The 23,484-nt window shown below is 67.6% G+C and carries 19 protein-coding genes; 12 read left to right on the top strand and 7 right to left on the bottom strand.

Annotated elements, in window-relative coordinates; translation table 11 throughout:
• Positions 1 to 13: 13 nt before the first annotated feature.
• The 7 genes from ON062_RS04720 to ON062_RS04690 all read left to right on the top strand — a co-directional run bounded on the left by ON062_RS04720 (position 14) and on the right by ON062_RS04690 (position 9,234).
• Positions 14 to 2,677, top strand: coding sequence for an alpha-L-rhamnosidase (locus ON062_RS04720; protein WP_274645989.1), 2,664 nt, complete (start codon positions 14 to 16; stop codon positions 2,675 to 2,677).
• Positions 2,678 to 2,715: 38 nt separating this feature from the next.
• Positions 2,716 to 3,945 carry a family 1 glycosylhydrolase gene (locus ON062_RS04715; protein WP_274645988.1) on the top strand — a complete coding sequence of 410 codons (1,230 nt, stop codon included), beginning with the start codon at positions 2,716 to 2,718 and terminating at the stop codon, positions 3,943 to 3,945.
• Between the two features lie 3 nt (positions 3,946 to 3,948).
• Positions 3,949 to 4,749 carry an SDR family oxidoreductase gene (locus tag ON062_RS04710; RefSeq protein ID WP_274645987.1) on the top strand — a complete coding sequence of 267 codons (801 nt, stop codon included), beginning with the start codon at positions 3,949 to 3,951 and terminating at the stop codon, positions 4,747 to 4,749.
• An 89-nt stretch (positions 4,750 to 4,838) separates the two neighbouring features.
• Positions 4,839 to 5,672 carry an SDR family NAD(P)-dependent oxidoreductase gene (locus tag ON062_RS04705; RefSeq protein ID WP_274645986.1) on the top strand — a complete coding sequence of 278 codons (834 nt, stop codon included), beginning with the start codon at positions 4,839 to 4,841 and terminating at the stop codon, positions 5,670 to 5,672.
• Positions 5,673 to 5,674: 2 nt separating this feature from the next.
• On the top strand, positions 5,675 to 6,544 hold the full coding sequence (locus ON062_RS04700) for a sugar phosphate isomerase/epimerase (protein ID WP_274645985.1): 870 nt from the start codon (positions 5,675 to 5,677) through the stop codon (positions 6,542 to 6,544).
• 59 nt (positions 6,545 to 6,603) lie between these two features.
• Positions 6,604 to 7,578, top strand: a complete 975-nt coding sequence (locus ON062_RS04695) for a Gfo/Idh/MocA family protein (protein WP_274645984.1) — start codon at positions 6,604 to 6,606, stop codon at positions 7,576 to 7,578.
• A gap of 156 nt (positions 7,579 to 7,734) precedes the next feature.
• Positions 7,735 to 9,234: an MFS transporter gene (locus tag ON062_RS04690; protein WP_274645983.1), complete on the top strand. Its 1,500-nt coding sequence runs from the start codon at positions 7,735 to 7,737 to the stop codon at positions 9,232 to 9,234.
• A gap of 65 nt (positions 9,235 to 9,299) precedes the next feature.
• Here ON062_RS04690 and ON062_RS04685 read toward each other — a convergent pair whose 3' ends face one another.
• A complete protein-coding gene (locus ON062_RS04685; protein WP_274645982.1) occupies positions 9,300 to 10,511 on the bottom strand; it encodes an AraC family transcriptional regulator in 1,212 nt (403 codons plus the stop codon).
• Between the two features lie 146 nt (positions 10,512 to 10,657).
• Between ON062_RS04685 and ON062_RS04680 the strand changes: the two genes are divergently transcribed.
• The 5 genes from ON062_RS04680 to ON062_RS04660 are packed head-to-tail and all read left to right on the top strand — an operon-like array spanning position 10,658 to position 17,488.
• Positions 10,658 to 12,901, top strand: a complete 2,244-nt coding sequence (locus ON062_RS04680) for a glycoside hydrolase family 2 protein (RefSeq protein ID WP_274645981.1) — start codon at positions 10,658 to 10,660, stop codon at positions 12,899 to 12,901.
• Between the two features lie 37 nt (positions 12,902 to 12,938).
• The gene (gene uxaC / locus ON062_RS04675) at positions 12,939 to 14,294 is read left to right on the top strand and encodes a glucuronate isomerase (RefSeq protein ID WP_274645980.1); all 1,356 of its coding nucleotides are present in this window, start codon (positions 12,939 to 12,941) and stop codon (positions 14,292 to 14,294) included.
• Entirely contained in the window at positions 14,291 to 15,676 is a 1,386-nt protein-coding gene (locus ON062_RS04670) for a mannitol dehydrogenase family protein (RefSeq protein WP_274645979.1), read from the top strand. Before uxaC ends, ON062_RS04670 begins: the two co-directional genes overlap by 4 nt.
• Before the next feature lie 40 nt (positions 15,677 to 15,716).
• Positions 15,717 to 16,955, top strand: coding sequence for a D-mannonate dehydratase ManD (gene manD / locus ON062_RS04665; RefSeq protein ID WP_274645978.1), 1,239 nt, complete (start codon positions 15,717 to 15,719; stop codon positions 16,953 to 16,955).
• Positions 16,956 to 16,960: 5 nt separating this feature from the next.
• The gene (locus ON062_RS04660; protein ID WP_274645977.1) at positions 16,961 to 17,488 is read left to right on the top strand and encodes a gluconokinase; all 528 of its coding nucleotides are present in this window, start codon (positions 16,961 to 16,963) and stop codon (positions 17,486 to 17,488) included.
• A gap of 172 nt (positions 17,489 to 17,660) precedes the next feature.
• Here the strand turns inward: ON062_RS04660 and ON062_RS04655 are convergent, their stop codons facing one another.
• The 6 genes from ON062_RS04655 to ON062_RS04630 form a co-directional block, all read right to left on the bottom strand.
• Positions 17,661 to 18,182 carry a hypothetical protein gene (locus ON062_RS04655; RefSeq protein ID WP_274645976.1) on the bottom strand — a complete coding sequence of 174 codons (522 nt, stop codon included), beginning with the start codon at positions 18,180 to 18,182 and terminating at the stop codon, positions 17,661 to 17,663.
• A gap of 6 nt (positions 18,183 to 18,188) precedes the next feature.
• Complete coding sequence (locus ON062_RS04650) at positions 18,189 to 18,635, bottom strand: single-stranded DNA-binding protein (protein ID WP_274645975.1); 447 nt, start codon at positions 18,633 to 18,635, stop codon at positions 18,189 to 18,191.
• 72 nt (positions 18,636 to 18,707) lie between these two features.
• Positions 18,708 to 20,477: a TraM recognition domain-containing protein gene (locus ON062_RS04645; RefSeq protein ID WP_274645974.1), complete on the bottom strand. Its 1,770-nt coding sequence runs from the start codon at positions 20,475 to 20,477 to the stop codon at positions 18,708 to 18,710.
• A gap of 29 nt (positions 20,478 to 20,506) precedes the next feature.
• On the bottom strand, positions 20,507 to 21,490 hold the full coding sequence (gene dprA, locus ON062_RS04640; RefSeq protein ID WP_274645973.1) for a DNA-processing protein DprA: 984 nt from the start codon (positions 21,488 to 21,490) through the stop codon (positions 20,507 to 20,509).
• Positions 21,491 to 21,566: 76 nt separating this feature from the next.
• Positions 21,567 to 23,060, bottom strand: a complete 1,494-nt coding sequence (locus ON062_RS04635; RefSeq protein WP_274645972.1) for an ATP-binding protein — start codon at positions 23,058 to 23,060, stop codon at positions 21,567 to 21,569.
• On the bottom strand, positions 23,057 to 23,479 hold the full coding sequence (locus ON062_RS04630; RefSeq protein WP_274645971.1) for a hypothetical protein: 423 nt from the start codon (positions 23,477 to 23,479) through the stop codon (positions 23,057 to 23,059). The genes ON062_RS04635 and ON062_RS04630 overlap by 4 nt, the downstream gene beginning before the upstream one ends.
• Between the last annotated feature and the right edge of the window lie 5 nt (positions 23,480 to 23,484).

Raw genomic sequence — 23,484 nt, 5'->3', positions numbered from 1 at the left:
CGAAGGAGACATCATGCTGCGCAGCGCCCCCTACGCCCTGACCGTCGACAGCGGAGGAGACGATTTCGTCGTCACCGGTGCCACGCCCAGGCTCTCGTGGAAGTCCCCGCTCTCGGCCGGCCGGTTCGAGATCGAGGCGTCGATCGACGGCAACCGTTCGGTGATCGTCGCGACGGGAGGTCATCGCTTCGTCGATTGGCCGTTCGACGCCCTGCGCAGCGGCAGTCAGGTGAGCTGGCGGGTTCGTGTCACCGGCGAGCACGCCGAGTGGTCGGACTGGGGTTCGTTCGAAGTCGGGTTGCTCGACGAGGACTGGACGGCCGAGTGGGTCTCTCCGGTCGAGGCCGGCGACCCGGGGTACGGCAAGCGGGCGGCGCACGTGCTGCGCGGGGAGTTCGCGCTTCCTGAAGACGTCGTCTCGGTCCGCTTGTATGCGTCCGCGCTCGGTGTCTACACGACCGCCGTCAACGGGAGTCGCGTCGGCACCGACGAGCTTGCGCCCGGATCGACCTCTTACGACCGGACCCTGTACGCGCAGGCGCACGACGTCACCGATCTGGTCACGGCTGGTGCCAACAAGATCGAGATCGAGCTGTCGGACGGCTGGTACCGCGGTCAGGTCGGCGCCTTCCGCTTGCCCGCCGGGTGGGGCACCACCCTGGGTGCGCGGGTCGAGCTGCATGCCCGTCTCGCCGACGGATCGATCCACACTGTCGTGAGTGACGAGAGCTGGACGTGTGTCGCCTCGACGATGACTCGCGCCGACCTCATGGATGGGCAGAGCGTCGACTACACCCTCAACATGGATGCCGTCGAGCCCGTCCGCGTCGGAGCGGTCGTCGATGCGCCCGCGATCACGTGGTCTCCCGCGCCGCCCGTGCGCGTGGTCCAGACGCGCTCGCCGGTCTCATCGCGCGAGATCCGCCCCGGAGTCTGGGTGATCGACTTCGGTCAGAACGCCTCGGGGTGGGTCCGGCTCGCCGATCTGGGAGACCCCGGGACGCGCACCGAGATCGAGTACGGCGAGTATGTGGATGCCTTGGGCGACTTGTCGACGTCGCACCTCGACTCGGAGCGGCCTGAGGGTCGCAAGGCGTTCGTTCAGCGCGACGAAGTCATCGCAGGTCCTGCGGGTGAGGTGTTCGAGCCGCGTCACACGGTGCACGGGTTCCAATATGTGCGCCTTACGCGCAGTGGTGCCGCATTCGACCCGGCATCCGTCACGATGCAGGTCGTCCAGACCGACCTGGCACGTACGGGCTCGTTCGAGAGCAGCGACGGGGATCTGAACCGTCTGCACGAGATCGCCGACTGGAGCTTCCGCGGCAATGCCGTGGACGTTCCCACGGACTGCCCGACCCGTGAGCGGCTTGCGTGGACCGGCGACTATCAGGTGTTCGCGCCGACGGCGACGCGCTTGTATGACGTGCTCGGATTCACCCGCAAGTGGCTGCAGTCCGTCCGTGACGACCAGCTCGACGACGGCCGCATCGCGAACTTCTCGCCCGACGGTCGCCGCATCAAGCACCATCTCGACGACCAGTTCGCGATGATGACCGGGTCGTCCGGGTGGGGCGACGCGATCGTCGCCGTGCCGTGGGAGATGTACCTCTCCTACGGCGACCGGCTGGTGCTCGAGGAGAACTACGACGCGATGGTGCGCTGGGTGGAGTGGGCGCTCGAGAAGGCGCGCACCACTCGTCATCACGCACGCATGCAGGCGTCGCCCGAGCCCGAGCCGTTCGAGCAGTACCTGTGGGACGGCACCTTCCACTGGGGCGAGTGGACCGAGCCCAAGGAACGCGACGGCGACGGCAACCGTATCGACCCGATCAAGCACAACCCGATGGCATGGTTCATGGCTGACAAGGGCGAGGTCGGCACCGCCTACCTGCACCGCTCGACCGCGACGCTGGCGCGAGTCGCCGACATTCTCGGACGAGAAGTGGATGCTGCGCGCTACGCCGACACCGCCGAGAAGGTCGCCGATGCCTGGCGCCAGGCGTACCTGAACAGCGACGGCACCACCGCCACCGACACCCAGGCGGCATACGTGCGCGCCCTGTCGTTCGGCCTGGTACCCGCAGATCTGCGCGCGGCCGCCGTGAACCGCCTCGTCACGCTGATCGATGAGAAGGACACGCACCTCGCGACCGGCTTCCTCGCCACCGGTGACCTGCTGCCTGTGCTCGCCGATGCCGGACGCGCCGACGTCGCCTACGCGCTGCTCGGTCAGCGCACCGCACCGTCCTGGCTGTACATGGTCGATCGCGGTGCGACGACGATCTGGGAGGACTGGGAGGGCATCGACGAGAACGGCGAGGCCCACGAGTCGCTGAACCACTACAGCAAGGGCGCCGTGATCCGGTTCCTTCGCACCCACACGCTCGGACTCCGGCAGGACGCCGACTCGATCGCGTGGGAGAAGGTCACCATCGCCCCGGTGCCCGCACCGGGCATGACCTGGGCTCGCGGCACCCACGACGGCCCGCAGGGTGAGATCGCGGTCGAGTGGCGGATCGACGGCGACGGCATCCGCATCGTCGCCGACATCCCGGCCGGCACCACCGCCCGCATCGTCTTCCCGGACGGCGAGACGCACGTCGCCGAGCAGGGTCGATTCGACCAGACCGCCGGGCTTCCGGCATCCCTCATCACCGCCGTCGCCTCCCGGTGACGCGCATCCGACGCATCGACGCGAAAGAGAGAACGAACATGACCAGCTTCCCCAACGGTTTCCTGTGGGGCGCGGCGACCGCCGGCCACCAGATCGAGGGCAACAACGTCAACAGCGACTGGTGGGCCCGTGAGCAGATGATGCCCGGGATGGAACTGTCGGGCGACGCCGTGGACAGCTACCACCGCTACCGCGAAGATATCCAACTGCTCGCCGACGCAGGGCTCACCTCGTACCGGTTCAGCCTGGAGTGGTCGCGCATCGAGCCGGTGCGCGGGTACTTCTCGAAGGCCGAGCTGGCGCACTACCGCCGCATGATCGAGTTCTGCTTCGAGAAGGGCGTGACTCCGGTCGTGACCCTGCAGCACTTCACGACCCCGCAGTGGTTCGCCGCGCTCGGCGGCTGGGACGGCCCTGAGGCTCAGGAGCTGTTCTGCGCGTTCGTGGAGCAGGCGTGCACGATCCTCGACGGCGTCGAGTGGGTCGCCACCATGAACGAGCCCAACATGCAGGCCGCCATCATGACCGCGATGCGTCACCTCGCGACGTCGGGCGGCGATTGGACGAGCCCGACGGTCGAGGCCGACGGTGACGAGCAGAAGAAGAAGACTCACAGCGAGTTCCTCACCTACGCGGATCCCGAGATCGGCCGCATGTTCACCCGCATCCACCACGCGGCACGCGAGATCGTCCGCGCCCGCACGAATGCGAAGGTCGGTTGGACCATCGCAGCGGGCGCTCTGACGGCCGCCCCCGGCGGAGAAGAGAAGCTCCTCCAAATCCGCTACGGCAAGGAAGACGTGTACTGGGAAGGCAGCCGCGGCGACGACTTCGTCGGCGTGCAGGCCTACTCGAGCCAGCAGGTCGACGCGAACGGACTCGTGCCGCACCCGCCGCACCCCGACAACACCCTCGTCGGCACGGCCTACCGTCCCGACTCGCTCGCGATGGCGGTGCGCCACGCGTGGGAGGTCAGCGAGCACACGCCGATCATGATCACCGAGAACGGCATCGCGACGGCCGACGACACCCAGCGCATCCGCTACACCGGCGAAGCGCTCGAGGGACTGCTCGGCACGATCGCCGACGGGATTGCTGTGCGCGGCTACCTGCACTGGTCGCTCCTGGACAACTTCGAGTGGGGCCACTGGGAGCCGACGTTCGGCCTCATCGCCGTCGACCGCGACACTTTCGTGCGCACCCCTAAGCCCAGCCTCGGCTGGCTCGGCGAGGTCGCTCAGCGCAACGCGCTGCCGACGGAGGCCTGACCCATGAAGATCTCGGGCAAGACCTTCGTCGTCACTGGCGCCGGCAACGGCATCGGCCGCGAGGTGACGCTGCAGCTCCTCGCTGCCGGCGCATCGGTGGCAGGCGTAGACCTCAACAAGGACGGGCTCGGCAAGACCGCGGCGCTCGCAAACGTGGGCGATCGCTTCTCGGCGCACGTCGTGAACATCACTGAGAGGGATGCCGTCGCGTCGCTCCCTGCCGCTGTCGAAGCTGTGCACGGCCCAGCCGACGCAGTGATCAACGTCGCCGGTGTCATCCAGAAGTTCGTGAAGGTCGCCGACCTGCCCTACTCGGAGATCGAGAAGGTCATGAACGTGAACTTCTGGGGAACCATGAACATGGTCACCTCGTTCCTTCCCGTCCTGACATCCCGTCCGGAAGCCGCCCTCGTCAACGTCGCCAGCATGGGCGCCTATGCACCCGTCCCCGGCCAGGCTGTGTACGGCGCATCCAAGGCGGCCGTCAAGGTGCTGACCGAGGCGCTCTACGCGGAGCTCCTCGACACCTCCGTCGCCGTCACGGTCATCTTCCCGGGCGCGATCGGCACCGACATCGCCGCGAACTCCGGAGTCGCGCTGTCCGACGGATCTTCGCACGATGCACCCGCGTACAAGACGACCCCGCCGTCGACGGCCGCGGCGGTCATCATCGACGCCGTGGTAAAGGGGAAGTACCGCGCGACCATCGGCAGTGACGCCGCTGCGATGGACAAGCTGTCCCGCCTCAGCCCCAGGCGCGCCACCACCCTCATCGCCAAGCAGATGGGCTCACTTCTCCACTGACCCCTGCGGGGCGTTGACGTCACCTACGTCAGCGCCCCGCCATGCGCACCCAGACAACCCGCTGATCCTCAGCACGCAAAGGAGCACCCATGTCTTTCCCCTTCGCCGATGTTTCGGAGCGCCCGCTCACCGATCTGCTGTCGCTCGGCGGCCGCCGCGCCGTCGTCACCGGTGCCGCACAGGGCCTGGGCAAGGCCATCGCCTCGCGCCTGGCCGAAGCCGGCGCCGACCTCCTCCTCATCGACCTCAACGCCGATGCCGCCGCCGTCGCCGCGGTCGAGCTCGCCGACCGCTACGGCGTCCGCGTGGTGAGCACCCACGCCGACGTGGCTGACTCGGCATCCGTCGCCGCCGCCGCCGACCTCGCAGTCGCCGAACTCGGCGGAATCGACGTCTGGGTCAACAACGCCGGGATCTTCCCGAACGCACCGGTCACGATGATGCCCGACGAGATGTGGGACGCGACCTTCGCGGTCAACGCCCGCGGCGTCTTCCTCGGCGCCCGCGAGGCCGCACGTCGCATGTCGGCCGACGGATCCGGTGGCGTCATCGTCAACATCATCTCGACAGCGGGCGTGCAGGTCGCGTTCCCGGGCATGGCCGCATACGTGGGCTCGAAGCACGCGGCGCTCGGCATGACAAAGTCGCTCGCCGTCGATCTCGCCCCGCTCGGCATTCGCGTACTGGGCGTCGCGCCCAGCTTCGTCCCCACCGAAGGCAACCTCGCCGCAGCCAAAGCCGGCGCTGAGGCCGCGGCGGCCGCCGGCATCGAGATGCCCCCGCTCGAGGTCATGAACAAGAGCATGATCGGCCGCATGGGCACCCCCGACGACATCGCCCGCGTCGTCCTGTTCGCGGCGAGCGACCTGTCGATGATCATGACCGGCAGCACGCTCCTCGCCGACGCCGGCGAGACGCTCTGACGATGACCCCGCCCCGGCCGCGTCCGCTGCGCGCGATCCAGCAGATCCAGATCGGCCGGGTCGCATCCACCGAGAGCCAGGCGCGCGACACTCTCGCGCGCCTGGCTTCGGCCGGATTCGAGGCGATCGAACTCAACGGCTTCATGACGCGGCCGACGCCCCTGCTTGTCCGCGCCCTCACGAGGGTTGCGGGTATGCCGGTGGGCGGCGGGGGTCGCCTCGATTGGCCCCGCCTGGTCGCGGAGTCCGGGCTGTCGGTCATCGCGTTGCACGAAGACCTGGGAACGATCGAGCGGGATCCGGCCGCTGTCGTGGCGCGAGCCGTCGAGTTCGGCACCCACAACGTCGTCGTCACCGGCATGCACCGCTTCGACTACGGCGACGAGGTCGCCGTAGGTCAGCTCGCGCAACGGCTCACCGCGGCCGGCCGCACGCTCACCGCGGCCGGCATCCGCCTGCTGTACCACAACCACACGGCCGAGTTCCGACGGCTGCCGTCCGGCGGCACCGCGTTCACGATGCTCGTCGAGCAGACGGATCCCGACGACGTGGCGTTCGAACTCGACTGCTTCTGGGCCGCCACTGCGGGCGCCGATCCGCTGGCGCTGCTCGACCACCTCGGCGAGCGCGTGCGCCTGCTCCATATCACCGATCGCGGCTCGCGGATCGCAGGATCGACGATGACCCCCATCGTGAAGGTCGACAGCGTCGAGCTCGGCACCGGGAACATGGCCATCGAAGCGATCATCGACCGCGCGGCATCCCTGCACGTCGAAGCGATCATCCTCGAGACACACAAGAACTGGATCGACGGGTCGCCGTTGCGCAGCGCTGAGATGAGTGCAGAAGTGCTCCGACGCCTGCTTCCCTGACACCCATTTGTCCCATCACGGATTGAAGGGCGCCCAGGCGCCAACGGAAGGGAGCAACGATGCTCGCATGGGGGATCATCGGCACGGGAGACATCTCCGACCGGCTGGTTGCCGACCTCAGCACGGTGCCGGGTGCGACCGTGACCGCGGTGTGGGGGAGGTCGACCGAGCGCGCGGACGGCTTCGCCCTCAGTCACGGCATCCCGTTCGCGACGGCGTCGCGTGACGCGCTCCTCTCCCGCGTGGACGTCGATGTCGTCTACATCGCGACCCCCGCGCACACGCACGCCGACATCGCGATCGAGGCGTTGGAGGCTGGCAAGCACGTTCTGATCGAGAAGCCGATCGCCACATGCGCCGCTGACGCGGAGCGCGTGTATGCGGCGGCGTCGACGGCCGGGCGCTTCGCGATGGAAGCGATGTGGATGCGGTTCAATCCACTCCATATCGAGGTGATCGACCGCGTCCGCGAAGGGCTCCTCGGAGCAGTCCACAACGTCCGGGCGAGCTTCGGAACGCCGTTCCAGGCACGAGGCCGCATCCTCACCCCGGGACAGGGTGGCAGCATCCTGCGCGACCGTGGCATCTACCCGGTCACCCTCGCGCACTGGTTCCTCGGCGAGCCGGCCTCGCTTGTCGCGTCCGGTGTCTTCGAAGACGGAACCGACATCGACGGTCACGCGACGCTCGAAAACCGCCAGTCCTTCGCGCAGCTCGCATGGTCGGGGATCCGCTTCCTCGACCTCACCGCGACGGTCACGGGTGAGCGGGGATGGATCACCATCGATCCGATGTTCTGGGCCGGATCGCGTGCCCGGGTGCATGCGGGATCTGTCGAGCGAATCTTCGGCGTTCCCGAGATAGTGGAGCATCCTCGTCAGGGCAACGGATACGGACCGATGCTCGGCGCGGTCACCGATGCCATCGGTCGCGGGCGCCTCGAGCATCCTTGGCATTCGCACGCCGACTCGATCGCGATCACCCGCACCCTCGATGCGGTGCTGGCGGGAATGTCCGCGTCGCCGGACGTGTGACGAAGAACACGGATGCCGCGTTGCTTCTGTTCGCGACGATTCAGTTCTATTCCCGGCTCGATCAGCCGACTTAGGATTGCGGTCGTCTCATACGCGCGACGTGGATCGACTCCCGTCATCGGTCGTGAGAGTATCCCCAAAGGAGTGTGAAACGCGATGGCGCGTAACCCGAAACCGACAGCCAGCGAAGCCGACGGCGTCACCTACCGTCGAGCCCGCACCTGGGAGATCGCCTTCTCCCAGTTGAACAACGGCTCGGCGATGATCTTCTACGTTCTCGTCGGACTCATGAGCTACCTGCAGAACGCCGGCTACGGCATCGCGGTCGCCGTTGCGGGGATCATCCTCACCGTCACCCGTGTGTTCGACGGTGTGATCGATCCGCTCGTCGGTCTCCTCATCGAGAAGGTGCGCTTCCGGTTCGGCAAGCTGCGCTTCTTCATGCTCGCAGGCTGGGCGATCCGATCGCTCGCGATCCTCATGCTGTTCGTCTGGGGATCGAACGCCGGCCTCGGCCCGGTGTACTTCATCGCGATGTACCTCGTCTACATCATCGGCTCGTCGATGAACGATATCGCCGGACAAATGTCCGGTCCGGTGCTCACCAACGATCCTCGTCAGCGACCGACGGTTCAGGTCTGGGCGACCGTGTACGCCTACCTCATCCCTTCGATCTTCACGATCGTGTCCACCGTCGTCTTCCTGCCCCGTCACGGCAACGAGTTCACCGTCGGGATGCTCAGTGAGACCGCGATCACCTACGTGGCCTGTTCCCTGGTCTTCCAGATCCTCGCCTGCATCGGCGTGGCACGCGTCGACAAGCCGGAGAGCTTCGTCCACCTCGCGTCGGTGTCGAAGAAGGATGCCGAGGTCACGGTGCGCGACATGTGGAATGTGCTCGCCCACAACGGCGCGTTCCTGCGGTATCTCATCAGCGGCGCATCCGACAAGCTCGCCCAGGTCGTGAAGTCGCAGGCCGTGATCGGCACGCTGATGTGGGGCATCCTGCTCGGAAACATGCAGCTGGGAACCACGCTCAGCCTCATCGCGATCCTCCCTGGCATCGTCTTCGCGATCTTCGGCGCTCGCTACACCGGCAAGCACGGCTCGAAGGCGGCGACGGTGACGTGGACGTGGATCTGCATCATCCTCGCCGTCGTGCTCGCCGCGTTCTGCCTGGTGGTGGACCTGCGGTCGGTGCTGGGCAGCCTGCCCCTCACCATAGTGTTCTTCCTCGTGTACCTGCTCCTCAACGGCGCGTCGATGGTGGTCACGGTGGCCTCCGGTGCCATGCGCGCCGACGTCATCGACTACGAACTCGACCGCTCGGGCAAGTTCCTTCCTGCGACGGTCACCGCCACCTACAACTTCGTCGACCAGATCATCTCGTCCCTCGGCTCGACGCTCGCCCTGGGTGCGGTGGCGCTCATCGGTTTCTCGGCGGTCATGCCTCAGCCGACGGACAGCCCGAACACCGCGATCCTCCTCATGACGATGCTGCTCTTCTTCGGTCTGCCGATCCTCGGCTGGGTCTGCACGCTGATCGCGATGCACGGCTACAAGCTGAACCGCGGCGAGATGATCGCCGTGCAGAAGCGGATCGCGGACCGCAAGGCCGAGTTCACGGTCGAGTCCCCGGCGGAGTCGCTCGCCTGACCGAACCGCACGGAAGATCACGGCCCTGGGCGGCGGCGCGAGAGCGTCTGCGCCCGGGGCCGTCGTCATGATCCGTGCAGCGCGCGATACGCCGTCGGCGTCATTCCATACTCGGCTCGGAACACCTTGACGAAGTAGTTGGCATCGTCGTACCCGACGAACGTCGCGATCTCGCGAACCTCCTGCGTGGTGGTGGCGAGGAGACGCGCCGCACGCTCGGCCCGCCGCTGGGCGACGTAGCCCGCAAGCGTGGTGCCGGTGGCCTCTTTGAACCGCCGTGCCAGAGTCGAGGCCGACACCCCGAGGCGCTCGGCGAGCTCTGGCGTCGAGACGTGATGGCTGAGATGCAGGTCGATCTCGTCGGCGACGCGCCGCACAAGAGGCGGATAGCCGCGCACACGATGGCGCTTCACCGCTTCGCAGAAGTCGGTGACCATCTGCGAGGTGAACCCAAGCGCGTGTCGCGGATCGGCGCTGTGGCCCACCCGGTGCAAGCGCTGGGCGTACTCCTGGGAGATCGCGTCGACTGTCACCGGTGGCAGGCCGCCACGTTGGGCGGCGACCCGGGCCATGATGCGCAGGATCGTCGCGCCGAGGAACGGCGTGTTCAAGTAGCCGCTGATGCGCGGCATCCCCGACAGCCCTTGAAGCGCAGCGAGGGCCCGATCTGTCGCACCGTCGGCGACGGCATCCATGAAGTCCTGCTCGTGGCGATAGCGCTCCTCGATCACTGCGAACGACGCGGATTGCGGAGCGTCGCCCAAACCGGGTGCTATGGTGCCCCCCTCGGCCTTCACGTGCTGCAGAGTGCCGGCAGCATCCTCGCCACCACCCGCACGCAGGACCGCCGAGGCGCTGCGATGGACATACTCGGCATCGACGATCGCGTAACGCGTTCGGTAGAGCTTGTACAGCGACAGGTAGGCGGTCGGAATCCCGAGTCGACTCATCACCTCTTCGGCTGTCCCAGGGTACATCGGTGCGTGCGTGTATGGGCCGATGACGAGAAGCCGGTCGTCCCAGCGCGCCAGAGTCACCGCCATCCCGAGCGGCTCTTCGACCTCGTAGATGACCTGCGCGGGCATCGCGTGAACGAACTCGCGAAGCGCGGCAGCGGTGAAGGCCGGCTGGAGCTGCGGGTTGAGGCAATGCGCATCTTGGAATGCCGCAAGTGCGCTCGTGATGTCGGAGGTGACGGTCACGGGACAGCTCAACACGTTGGTGAGGATTCCGACGATCGTGCCGAGGTCGTCGGTGTCAGCCGTCGTCGTCGCCATTGTCATCTCGATCCATGATCGCGTCGGCACTCGTGCGCGATGAATGCTGTTCCTGCGCTTTCAGTTCTATCACTCGTCCTCGTCTGCTCCTAGCGTGGAGTCATGCCCGGCACACGCCGGTGCGCTGTGCGCCGAAGGAGACCACAATGACGCAGCCTCCCCTCTCTTCCCCCCGTCGGACGACGCTGATTCTCGACGAGTGGGCGTTCGCCCCCGAGGCTCTGCCGAATGCGAGCTGGGACGAGGTGGCTGCGGCTGGGGCTGCCGTCGACCTTCCGCACACGTGGAATCTCGCGGACGGAGCCGCCGGTGGCGGATACCGACGTGGCCGCTCGACATATGCGCGACGCGTGACCGCCGACATCGGCGCGATCGAGACCTGGCTCGAGTTCGCTGGAGCGAACTCGAGCGCTGAGGTGTACGTCGACGGCCACCTCCTCTCGCGTCACCACGGCGGGTACTCCACATTCCGTGTCAACGTGACCGAGCATCTCGTACAGGATGCCGCGACCGTCGTCGTCGTGGTCGACAACGCGGCGAACGAGACCGTGTACCCGCAGCAGGCCGACTTCACCTTCTACGGCGGCATCTACCGTGAGGTCCGGCAGATCACCGTCGGCGCGACGCACTTCGCCCTCGACGCAGACGGGGGACCGGGGCTCACCGTCACGCCGCAGCTCACAGGCGAGCATGCCCTCGTCTCGATGAGCGCGGCCGTGTCCGGGGTCGCCGGCGGCGAGGCATCCGTTCGGTTCATCATCGACGGCGAGACGTGCGTCTCTGTGCCCGTTGTAGATGGCGCAGCCCGGGCCGACCTGACGATCGAGCAGGTCCGCCGCTGGCACGGGCTGCGCGACCCCCACCTCTACACCGCGCGCGCGGAGCTTGTCGACGGTGATGTCGTCGTCGACGCGGTCGAACTGCGATTCGGATGCCGCGAGTTCGCGGTCGACCCGCAACGCGGGTTTCTGCTGAACGGCGAGGAGTACGCGCTGCGGGGAGTCTCGCGCCACCAGGACTTCGAGGGCGCCGGCAATGCGATCACCGAAGAGATGAAGCAGACCGACCTCGCACTGATTCGCGAGATCGGTGCGACCACGGTCAGACTCGCTCACTACCAGCACGACCAGCGCTTCTACGACCTGTGCGATGAGGCGGGTCTCGTGGTGTGGGCCGAGATCCCGCAGATCACCGTGTTCCTGCCCGGCGCGGTCGACAACGCGCGCGACCAACTCACCGAGCTGATCGTGCAGAACCGCCACCACGCGAGCATCGTGTGCTGGGGACTGTCGAACGAGATCACCCTCGCCGGCGCCGGCGACGACGTCGTGGCTGCGCACCGCGATCTCAACGACCTCGCCCATCGCCTCGACCCCACGCGTCTGACAGCCATGGCCAACCTGTTCCTCCTCGAGACGGACCACCCGCTGGTCACGCTGCCCGACGTCATGTCGTACAACCTCTACTTCGGCTGGTACGTCGGCGAAGCCCCCGACAACGACACCTGGCTCGACGACTTCCACACCGCCTACCCCGACATCGCGATCGGCCTCTCGGAGTACGGGGCCGATGCCAACACGCAATACCAGACCGCTGATCCCGCCAAGGGCGACTACACCGAGAGTTACCAGGCGCTGTATCACGAGCACATGGTCGGCATGATCGAGGAACGGCCGTGGCTGTGGGCCACGCACGTGTGGAACCTCGCGGACTTCGGTTCGGCCGGCCGTGACGAGGGCGGCGTTGCGGGGCGCAACCAGAAGGGCCTCGTCACGTTCGACCGCTCGCTCAAGAAGGACGCGTTCTACGTCTACAAGGCGGCCTGGGCGACCGAGCCGTTCGTCCACGTGGCGGGACGCCGCCGCGCTGAGCGCGCCGAAGATGTGAGCGAAGTGGTCGTGTACTCCAACCAGACTGAGGTGACGCTGCTCGTCGACGGCGCCGAAGTCGGCACGGTCTCAGGCGCACGGGCGTTCCGGTTCGACGTGCCGCTGACGGGGGAGCACGAGATCACCGCGCGCGCCGGCGAAGAAACCGACACGGTCGTCCTGCGCAAGGTCGACGAGGTGCCCGCGGCATCCATCATGCCCACCACCACCATCGCGAACTGGTTCGACGAGGCGCCCCTGCCCGCTCCCGAGGGATTCTTCTCGATCAACGACACGCTCGCCGACATCAAGCAGTCGGAGGAGGGTGCACGACTGATCGGCGCGGTGCTCGAAGCACTCGCGACAAGCCGAGGCGAAGTCGGTCGCGGCGTCGAGATCCCTCCGGCAATGCAGGCGATCGTCGACCGGATGAGCCTGGAGAAGCTCATCAAGCAGGCAGGCAGTGTGCCTGTCGAGCAGGTCGCCGCGCTCAACGCGCAGCTCAACCTCATCGCGAAGTAAGCCCGGTCCCGTGGACTTTCGACTCTTCCCTTCGGACGTGCGTGTCCGAGAACTTGCGGCGGAACTGCACGCTGAGGTGGCGGGCGCGCCGATCATCTCTCCGCACGGCCACGTGGACCCTCGTCTCTTGGCGGACGACATTCCGTTCAGCGACCCCGCCGAGCTGTTCCTCACCCGCGATCACTACGTCACACGGCTCCTCCATGCGAGTGGGGTGTCGCTCGGCGATCTCGGCCTCGACCCCGGTCGCTCTGTCGATCCGCGCGAGGCGTGGCGCATCCTCGCGGCCAACTGGCACCGCTTCGCCGGGACAGCCAGCGGATACTGGCTGACCGACGAGCTTACGACGCTGTTCGGCGTGGAGGAGGAGCTCTCGCGTGAGAGTTCTGATCGTATCTACGACCGCGTCGCCGCCGCGTTGGCGGAGCCTCGATTCCGACCCCGTGCTCTGTTCGACGAGTTCCGCATCGACGTGCTCGCCACGACGGACGACCCGCTCGACGATCTGGCGCCGCACGCACTGCTCGCCGCGGACCCGGCGTTTCGCGGTCGCGTGCTTCCGACCTTCCGCCCCGACGCGTACCTGGATCCGGAGTCTCCCGGATTCGCTGATCGGGTCGGACGACTGCTCGCGACCACGGGCAAGCCGACGACGTTCGGGGGGTACCTCGACGCGCTGCAGGCGCGCAGGGCCTACTTCGTCGACAACGGGGCGGTCTCGGCGGATCACGGGGTCGCAGAGCCGTTCACCACGGATCTGGACCCGGGGACGGCTGAGGAGCTGTTCCGAGCGGTGTTGGCAGGGACGGCGGATGCCGCGGGCGCCCGGCTCTTCCGTGGTCACATGCTGTTCCAGATGGCCCGGATGAGCGTCTCGGACGGTCTGGTGATGACGGTGCACCCCGGCGTGCTCCGCAACCACCACCGCCAGACGTTCGATCGGTTCGGACCCGACACCGGGCACGACATCCCGATGCGCACCGAGTACACGCACAATCTCCGTCCGCTGCTGAACGCCTTCGGGACCGCGCCCGGGTTCCACCTCGTCCTGTTCGCGGTGGACGAGACGGTGTACTCGCGCGAGGTGGCGCCTCTCGCCGGCTTCTATCCGAGCGTGTTCATCGGCGCTCCGTGGTGGTTCCTCGACGCGCCCGACGCGATTCAGCGGTGGCGGTCGGCTGTCACAGAGACCGCAGGCTTCTATCGGTCGAGCGGCTTCATCGACGACACGCGCGCATTCCTCTCCATTCCCGCACGACACGACACGGCACGACGATCGGATGCCGCGTTCCTGGCGCGTCTCGTCGTCGAGGGGCGCGTCAGCCTGCCGACCGCGCGCCGGGTGGCACGGGATCTCGTCGACGCGATCCCGCGAGAGGTGTTCAAGCTGTGACCCTTTCACCGCTCACCCGCGACGAGCTCGCAAGGCGCGTCGGCGACGCAGCGTCGGCCCCAGCTCCCGTGCGGATCATCCATCTCGGACTGGGCCATTTCTTCCGAGCACACCAGGCCTGGTACACCGCCCATGCCGCCGATGCGGGGCAGTGGGGGATCGCGGCATTCACCGGGCGCAGCGTCGCGGGCGCCGAGGCCTTCAAACGGCAGGACGGGCTGTTCACGCTGGTCGGGCGTGGCCCTGACGGCGACCAGCTCGAGGTGATCGGAAGCGTCGTCGAGGCCGTCGCGGGACACGACGTTCAGCGCCTTGCCGCTCTCGCCCGCGACCCGCAGGTCGCCGTCATCACACTCACCGTGACCGAGAGCGGCTATCGGCTGACCACCGCCGGGCTGCCTGATCTCGACGACGGGGACGTGCGAGCAGACCTCGCCGAACTGCGGGCGGGAGAGTCGGCGGCGAGGACCGTGCTCGGCCGGCTGCTGACCGCCCTCCACGCGCGGCGGGACGCGGCCGTCGGGCCGATCGCCGTCGTCCCCTGCGACAACATTCCCGGCAACGGCGACTTCGTCGCGCGCGGCCTCACCGCGTTCGCCGAGCGGGTCGACCCCGCGCTCGCCGCGTGGATCACCGCGAACGTGTCGTTCGTGAGCACGTCGGTCGATCGCATCACACCTCATACCGACGAGGTCCCCGCCGTCGTCGCGGACGCCGGCTGGCTCGATGACCTGACGGTGATCACCGAGCCGTTCTCGGACTGGGTGCTCGCGGGCGACTTCCCCGCGGGACGGCCCGACTGGGAGAGTGCCGGCGCACGGTTCGTCGACGACATCGAACCGTGGGAGAACCGAAAACTGTGGCTGCTCAACGGCGCCCACAGTCTCCTCACCTTCGCGGGCATGCCGCGCGGGCTCGACACCGTCGCCGAGGCGATCGCCGACCCCGAGTGTCGCGCCCTCGTCGAGTCGTTCTGGGACGAGGTCGTCGCCTGCCTCCCGGACGGCACTGAACATATGCAGTACCGGCGTCAGCTCATTGAGCGCTTCGAGAACCCTCGCATCGTCCACAGACTCGCCCAGATCGCCGCCGAGGCGACCACCAAGGTGGAGTTCCGCTTCGCGGCCGTCGCCGAGCGCTCGCTCGCAGCGGGTCGGGATGCCTCGGCCAGCGCGCGCGCTCTCGCGACGTGGATCACCTGGCTGAGTAACGACCCCGGCGCCGTCGACGTCAGAGCAGACGCGGTCGCCGCGGCCGCGGCATCCGACGACTCCGTTTCGGCACTCATCGGACTCGTCTCGCCCCGGCTCGCGTCCCTGCCTGCCTTCGTTGACGTTGTCCGACGATTCGCCCAGGATGCGACTGCCGCTCACGCTCGGTGACCGTACCCGACTTCCCCGTTCCACGCTCCAAGGAGAACTCATGATCATCGAAAAGGCTGAGGTCATCGTGACCAGCCCTGACCGCAACTTCGTCACGTTGAAGCTGACGACCGACGAAGGACACACCGGCCTCGGCGACGCGACCCTGAACGGGCGTGAGCTCGCCGTTGTCGCGTACCTGACCGAGCACGTGGTGCCGCTGCTGATCGGGTCGGACGCAAGCAAGATCGAGGACACCTGGCAGTTCCTGTACCGGTCGGCGTACTGGCGTCGCGGCCCCGTGACCATGGCAGCGTCGGCTGCGGTCGACATGGCGCTGTGGGACATCAAGGGCAAAGCGGCCGGGATGCCGGTTTACCAGCTCCTCGGTGGCGCGTCGCGCACAGGGCTGCTCGCCTACGGTCACGCGTCGGGCAAGGAGCTGCCCGAGCTGTTCGACAGCGTGCGGTCGCACCTGGAGCAGGGGTACAAGGCGATCCGCATCCAGACCGGCGTCCCCGGGCTGAAGGCGATCTACGGCATCGCGTCGCAGTCGTCCGACACCGGCGGCGGCGAGGCCCGCTACGACCACGAGCCGGCCCGCCGCGGTGCGAAGCCGGTGCAGGAGGACTGGGACACCCGCGCGTACATGCGGCACCTGCCGACCGTGTTCGAAGCGGTCCGCAACGAGTTCGGGCCTGAGATCCCGCTGCTGCACGACGGCCACCACCGGATGACCCCGATCCAGGCAGCCAAGCTCGGCAAGTCGCTGGAGCCGTACGACCTGTTCTGGCTGGAGGACTGCACCCCGGCCGAGAACCAGGAGGCGCTGCGCCTGGTGCGCCAGCACACCACCACCCCGCTCGCGATCGGCGAGATCTTCAACACCGTGTGGGACTTCAAAGACATCATCCGCGACCAGCTCATCGACTACGTCCGCGGAGCGGTCACCCACATGGGTGGCATCAGCCCGTTGAAGAAGACACTCGACTACGCGGCGATGTACCAGATCAAGTCGGGCATGCACGGCCCCACCGACATCTCGCCGGTCGGCATGGCCGCAGCGATGCACCTGGGCCTGTCGATCCACAACTTCGGCATCCAGGAGTACATGAAGCACGGCCAGAAGACCGACCAGGTCTTCGAGCAGTCCTTCACCTGGAACAACGGGCTGCTGCATCCCGGCGACAAGCCGGGTCTCGGTGTCGAGCTCAATGTCGACGAAGCGGGGAAGTACCCGTACGAGCAGGCATACCTGCCCTACAACCGCCTCGCCGACGGCACCGTCCACGACTGGTGAGTGCAATGGATGCCGCGGCCGGTGCCCGTACGTCGCCGGCCGCAGTCATCGTGATGGGGGTGGCGGGCGCCGGAAAGTCCACGCTCGCCACAGCCATCGCAGAGCGACTGGGCGCGGTCTTCATCGAAGCCGACGATCTGCACTCCGCGGACGCGAAGGCGCAGATGGCAGCGGGGGTGCCGCTCACCGATGACGACCGTTGGCCATGGCTCGCCCGCGTCGCCGAGCGGGCTCGCGACGCGCGCAGTGCCGGTCGTCCGGTCGTGGTCGCTTGCTCGGCGCTCCGGCGCGTCTACCGGGAGGCACTGGTCCGAGACAGCGGGCTCGATCTCGCCTTCGTGCACGCGCACGGCAACGATGAGGAGCTTGCAGAGCGCATCGGTCAGCGCTCCGGCCACTTCATGCCCGCATCGATGCTCGCGTCGCAACTGGCGACCCTGGAGCCGCTCGCCGACGACGAGAACGGTATTGTCATCCCGCTTGCGATGCCGATCAAGGAAGCGGTCGACGCGTCGATCGAGTTTCTGGGATGACACCCTGCGGAGCGGAAGTCGCCCGCGGAGCTGTCGCTGCTGAACGCAGAGCTCGGCCACAGTCTGGTCAGCGTCCTCCCCCAGGGAGAAGATCGTGGAGGTCGCGGACGAATGAACTTGTGAGTCGCTACCCCGCGGACCGAGACCGTGTCGTGAACACGCTGCCGCGGTGTCAGCCCGCCGATGCGGCAGAGCGTCGCGCGACCTCGGCCAGAACAAACTCGACAAAATCCGCGTCGCGATCCGCGATCCACCGCTCGGGGGCCTCACTAGTTGGTGACTCTCCTGGCCAGTTCGTGATCCGAGTAGCGCGGTCGCGATCTGGGCGAGTTCCCGAGATCGACACCCACTCGCGCAACCGTTGCCGCGCGTCAGCGAAATCGCGGTGCCATCCGAGCGGCGCCGACGCGTGTTGGTCAGGGTCGTACGCGCCGAGCCAGTGTGTGTGGAGCGCCGACAGCTCCCACACAAGCTCCCAGTGGCGGTGCCAGAGCGGGGGGACAATGGATGCTGGAAGCCCGTAGGTTCGGCGGAGCCAGTTCACCCAGTGATTGAGCTCGAGCCATTCGGCCTCGGCCTCCTCGGTCGTAAGCAGGTTCCAGTTGACCGGACGGGGCGGCTCACCTGTCGGGCTGGGGGCGTAGTCGCTCTCAGTCCGTTGTGACGAGTTGCCTTCACGCGTCGTAGCATCCATCGCGGGTCACAGACCGAGCGCCGGAGCGTTCGCTCGATTGCGCGCAGTCGGTGATATCGGATTCGCAGTTGGACCTTCGAGCTCCCGTGCCGCGCGTCGAGTTCGATCGACGACATAGTTCGTCCGCGCCGTGTCGTGACCGATCCGCTTGGCGACGAACTCCTCAGCTTCAACGCTGTGTCCCTCGCGTTCGACAGCGAAGCTCCGAATGTAGCCCTCGGCGACGAAGCTGTCGCCCTTCTGCAACTGGCTCAGCGCGCGTTCGGCGGTTACGCGGTAGGCGACGAGGTCGTGGAAGCTGGGGTCGAGTTCGGTGAAGCTGCCGTCGTCGTTGCGGCGGAAGTGGGGTTGGCCGATGCGAACGTAAAGCCGGGTGTCGCCGTTCTCTGTGATCGACCGCTGCGGATCTGAGGCGATGAATCCGGAGACGGATTGCTGGGTGTGGAGCGACATGACGGGACCTCTTTCAGGAAGCGGGTCACGAGCGACCCGCGCTGACGAGTAGGTGCACCAGTCCCTCCATGGTCAGTCTTCGGGATCGAGGTCGCGGGGCGACCGCGGCCGAAGCGAAGCCTCGACATCTGCGCGATCTGCCCGCAACGTGGCCGCGTCAGCACGCGAGATCCACGGTCGCAGCCGGGTCACGATCGGCGGCGCCGCGCGCAGCATCACGAGACCCGTCCCGAACGGAAGGCGTCGGATCGTGTCAGGTGGGAGGATCGCGACGCGCCGGATCGATCGCTGCGATGATCTTGAGCCGTGGTCCCCGACGGTGGTCGAATCCGTCGCCTCATCGCGGTCGCCGATCAACGTCGACAGGTCCTGCAGGTCACGCGAGTTGGAGGCGCCACCGAGGATGATCTTCACGATGGAGGCATCCCAGATTGCGCCGGCGCCGTTGTCGTTCCACTTCGCACGCGCTTGAGCCAATGACTGCAGCACCGGCATCGTCGTGACCCCCGTACCTCCTCCCTCGGCCATCAGCGTCGGTAGCGAGGGAAGCGGAGCCAGATTGCCGATCTCATCGAGGGCGAGTAGTAGCGGAGGGTCGAGCCGCGCACCCGGATTGCGGGCGGCCATCCTGCGGGCACACTCGATGAGGTCTTCGACGAAAGCCGCGACGAGCGCTGCGGAGTTGTTCGCCCCGGCGCCGGTGGCGAGGAGGTAGAGCGTTCCGTTCGAGCGGAGGAATGCTTCGGGGTCGAAGTGCTCACCCTCGCTGGGCGAGACCGCGCGCAACACCCGTGGATCTGCGAGTGCTCCGAGTGCGAGTGACACGCCCTGCCAGATCGAGTCGCGAGTCCGGGGGTCGGACTCGAGCATCGCCCGCAGCGAGTCCGCCCACCCGGTTGCTGCGCGAGGGTCGTTGACGAGGATCGGCACGGCGTCGGATGCCTCGGCCGGGTCGAGCGTCCACCGGAACAGGTCGCTCGGGCTCCGGTTGCCGAGCGCCGCCGCGTGCAGGAGGGCCTGCAACGCAGTGCGAGTCTTGGCCTCCCAGAACCCGCCGGAGTCGACGCCGCCTGCCCCGAGACCGGTGCCGGAGGCGAGGCCGGCGGCGCGGATCATCGCGGTGAGCGGGTCGTCGCAGCCGCGAATCGGAGACCATCGAAGCCCCGAAGGAAGCGCGCCGGCGAGTTCCTGGGGATCGAAGACGGCAACGGGTCCGATGCGTGATCGAGCCTGCATCGTCGCCGTGAGGTTGTCCGGGCGCGTGGAGGTCGTGACGACAGCCCCCGGCGCATCGAGGATCGCGTTGATGACAACGTGTAGCCCCTTGCCTGATCGGGGTGGCCCGATCACCAGGATGGAGTCCTCGACGCTCGCCCACACGGCCGTCGAGCGTGCGTATCCCAGGAGGTATCCGGCATCCGCCGCCTTCGGGTGAGAGAGCGACGGGCGCAGGTGGCCAGCGCGTCGCATCAGCGCGCGGCGCGACGTGAAGGCGGCGACATCGGTGCGCGTCGCAATTCCGGGTGTGTTCTCAATCGCGGTATCGGTTCGGCCGCCGATGCGGCGCACCGCCAGCCAGAGCCCGACGCCGACCGCGGCCGCCGTCCCCAAGAGAAGGCTCGCACAGACCCAGTACGCCACGACGTTCAAGCCCGGGCTGCCGACCGCGACGCCCGGCTCGCTGGGGTTCGTCAGGATCGCCAGCCCCGATTCGATTCCACGGGTCGGCGGCCGCGCACCAGTCACCCACGCGGCGATGGATGCTGCGCCACGAAGGATCAGCAGAAGCAAAACTCCTCCGACGAGCGCGATCAACCCGAGGTTGGTCAGTTCGTCACCCATCGGACGCGCTCCGCGGGGTCCGGGCGTGCTCACAGCGCGATCCCCGGGTTCGGACGCGTCACTGTCGACGGGTGAGCCAGGCCCGTCAAAGAGGGTCGGCTCCGGTCGACCATCCCGACGATGTCGTCCGCGCTGGTCACAAGTTCGGCGCTGCCCTCGTTCAGAAGACGGTGGCATCCCGCGCTTGCGGCGCTCGTCACCGGCCCGGGCACAGCTCCGACTGGCCGACCGAGTTCGATGGCTCGCGCTGCAATATCGAGCGCTCCTGATCGGTAGCCGGCCTCGACGACCACGGTCGCCGCGGCGAGCGAAGCAATCAGTCGGTTCCTCTCCATGAACCGCCACCTCGTCGGCGTCGCACCGGGAGGGAGCTCGCTCACGATGAGTCCGCCGCCGTCGACGATGCGCGTGAAGAGGTCGCTGTGCCCGGCGGGGTATGCGCGGTCGACGCCCGCCGCCACGACTGCGATTGTCGCTCCCGGGCGCGACATCGTGGCCGCGCGATGTGCTGCGCCATCGATGCCATAGGCGCCGCCTGAAACGACGAGTCGGCCCGCGCCGGCAAGGTCCGAGGCCAGCTCCGACGCGATGTGCTCGCCGTAGCTCGTCGCCGCACGCGCCCCGACGATCGCGACGCGGGACGACGCCCGTCTCGTCAGGTGGCTCACGTCGCCCTTCGCCCAGAGCGTGAGAGGTGCCAGGTCGCCGAGCTGGTTCAGCTCCCGGGGCCACTCCTCATCAACCGGTGTGAGGAGATGCAGGCTCATTCGCTCTGTAGCTTCGACGATCCGAGCGCCTCCGTCTCGTTCGATCCGCGGTCCGACGCGTCGGCGCCACAGCTCGAATTCCGCCTTGTCGACCTCGTGAACGACAACCTGCTCGGACTGCACGAGGTCGAGCGTCGCGACCGCACCCAGTCTGCGCACGAGCGCACCTGTGGTGCGGTCGCCAGGTTCCGATGCTGCGGCTAGGAGGATGCGTGCCGAGCGCTCGTCGGTGATGGATGTCGTCATTGTGTCCTCCGTCGCTCGGATCCACAGGCACTCGGTGATGCACCACCGCCGTGGTCCGCGCGGAAACCGTCAATCTTCATCGGAACTTCTCGGTGTTGATCGACATGCGGGCCACTGTCGCGAACAGCGACGCCTCCTCAGTCGCCAGCTGGTGCTGGACGACGTAGCTGCGCCCTTTGATCCGCCAGAGCCCCTGTCCGAGTCCGAGCGTCGGGAGCAGCGCTTCCTCGGTGGAGGTCAATCCGAGAGCGGCCGAGGTGGCCCCGAGCTGGTCGGGCTCTTGGCGGTAGACGATCCGCGTCTCGGCGTTCGCGAGCAGCGACGAGGCGAGGGCGCGCATGGCGGAGCCCTGGTCGCCGACGTTGTCGAGGTCGGACAGCTTGTGGAAGATGAGCATGTTCGCGATCCCGTAGTGGCGCGCGAGTCGCCATTGCGCGTCCATCCGCCGGAGCAGGGCAGGGTGGGCCATCAAGCGCCACGCCTCGTCGTAGATCACCCATCGCTGACCACCTGCCGGGTCGGTGAGTGCGGACTCCATCCACGCTGAGCAGCACGTCATGAGCACCGACACGAGCGTCGAGTTCTCGGCGACGCGTGAAAGGTCGAGGGTCATCATCGGCAGGCTCGGATCGAACCGGACTGTCGAGCGCCCGTCGAAGAGCCCGGCAAGGTCGCCAGAAACGAGGCGGCGGAGGGCGTGGCCGACGAGCCGGCCGTCATCGGGATGGCCCGCAGCGGAGAGATCCGCACCGGGGGCCAGGATGCGGTCCACGACCATAGGCAGGGTCGGGATGCTCGCTTCACGAACGACTTCGGCGAGCGCGAGGTCGATCGAGGTGTGCTCGAGGGGCGAGAGCGGGCGGTCGAGCACCGTCTCCGCGAGAGCCCCCACGAGATCCCGCCGCCGGGCGGTCACCTGCGCAGCCCACTCGGAATCCGATGCCGTGGCGGGCCGGTGTCCTTCGTCGAGCGGGTTGAGGCGGTTGCGCAGTCCGTGACCCAGCGCGATTGCTCGGCCACCCACCGCCTCGGCGACGGCGGTGTGCTCGCCCTTCGGATCCCCGGGCACGTACACGCGTCGGCCGAACGGGAGGGATCGTGTGTAGAGAGCCTTCGCGAGCGCGGATTTGCCTGCCCCGACGATGCCCGCGAGGACGACGTTGGGTGCGGTGATGACGCCCTGCTGATACAGCACCCAGGGGTCGTAGACGAACGAGCCGCCTGAGAAGAGATCCTGTCCGACGAACACTCCGGACGACCCGAGGCCGCCCTCCGCAAGGAACGGGTAGTGTCCTGCGAGCGTCGCCGACGTGTCCTGGTGCTTCGGCAGCCGTAGCCGTCCGGGGGTGCGCAGCGCGGCCGGGCCGTCCTCGCCGGACGACGGCAGATAGGTCGCCGCCTTGGCTTCAGCTCGCTCGCGCTCCCAGGCCGCCTGACGCTCGAGCGAGCGAGCACGCTGGGCGTCGACGCTCAGACGCTTGATCGAGCGCAACCGCTCCCGTCGCACACGGGCGCTGTCCGCGGCGGGAAAGACCACGGCTGCTGTGAGAGTCCGTTCGAGATCACTCACCGTGTCACAGCTCCACGGTCGGGCGCGCCGCGACGAGAGGATGCCGCGAACCACTGCCCGGCGGGCGCGCGAGAGGGCGCGGCCGGCGCGGGCTCCGGCTCCGCGACGAACCGCCGTAGCAGCGACACGTATCCGAACGAACGGTTGTAGGTCAGCGCGTACGCCGAGGCATTATCGAGTTCGACGCGGTCGGTCGTGGTCCACGGAACCTCGTCATAGACGTAGCCGTTCACGAGCGCAGCATCCGTCGTCTCGTCGCCGTAGTCCCAGGCCGACAGGTGAGTGATCGCCGCGGCGCTCCCGTTCCGTTCGATCAGGTCGAGCACTTCGTCGGCTCCATCCCCTTGCAAGAAGACGACGCTGATCCAGCGCTGCTCCGTCCCATCTGTTGGCGTCTCGGTACCTGCGCGTTCAGGCATCTCTA

The organism is Microbacterium sp. C7(2022), assembly GCF_028823665.1.
Taxonomy (GTDB): Bacteria; Actinomycetota; Actinomycetes; order Actinomycetales; family Microbacteriaceae; genus Microbacterium.
This window is presented reverse-complemented; position numbering and strand designations above follow the sequence as displayed.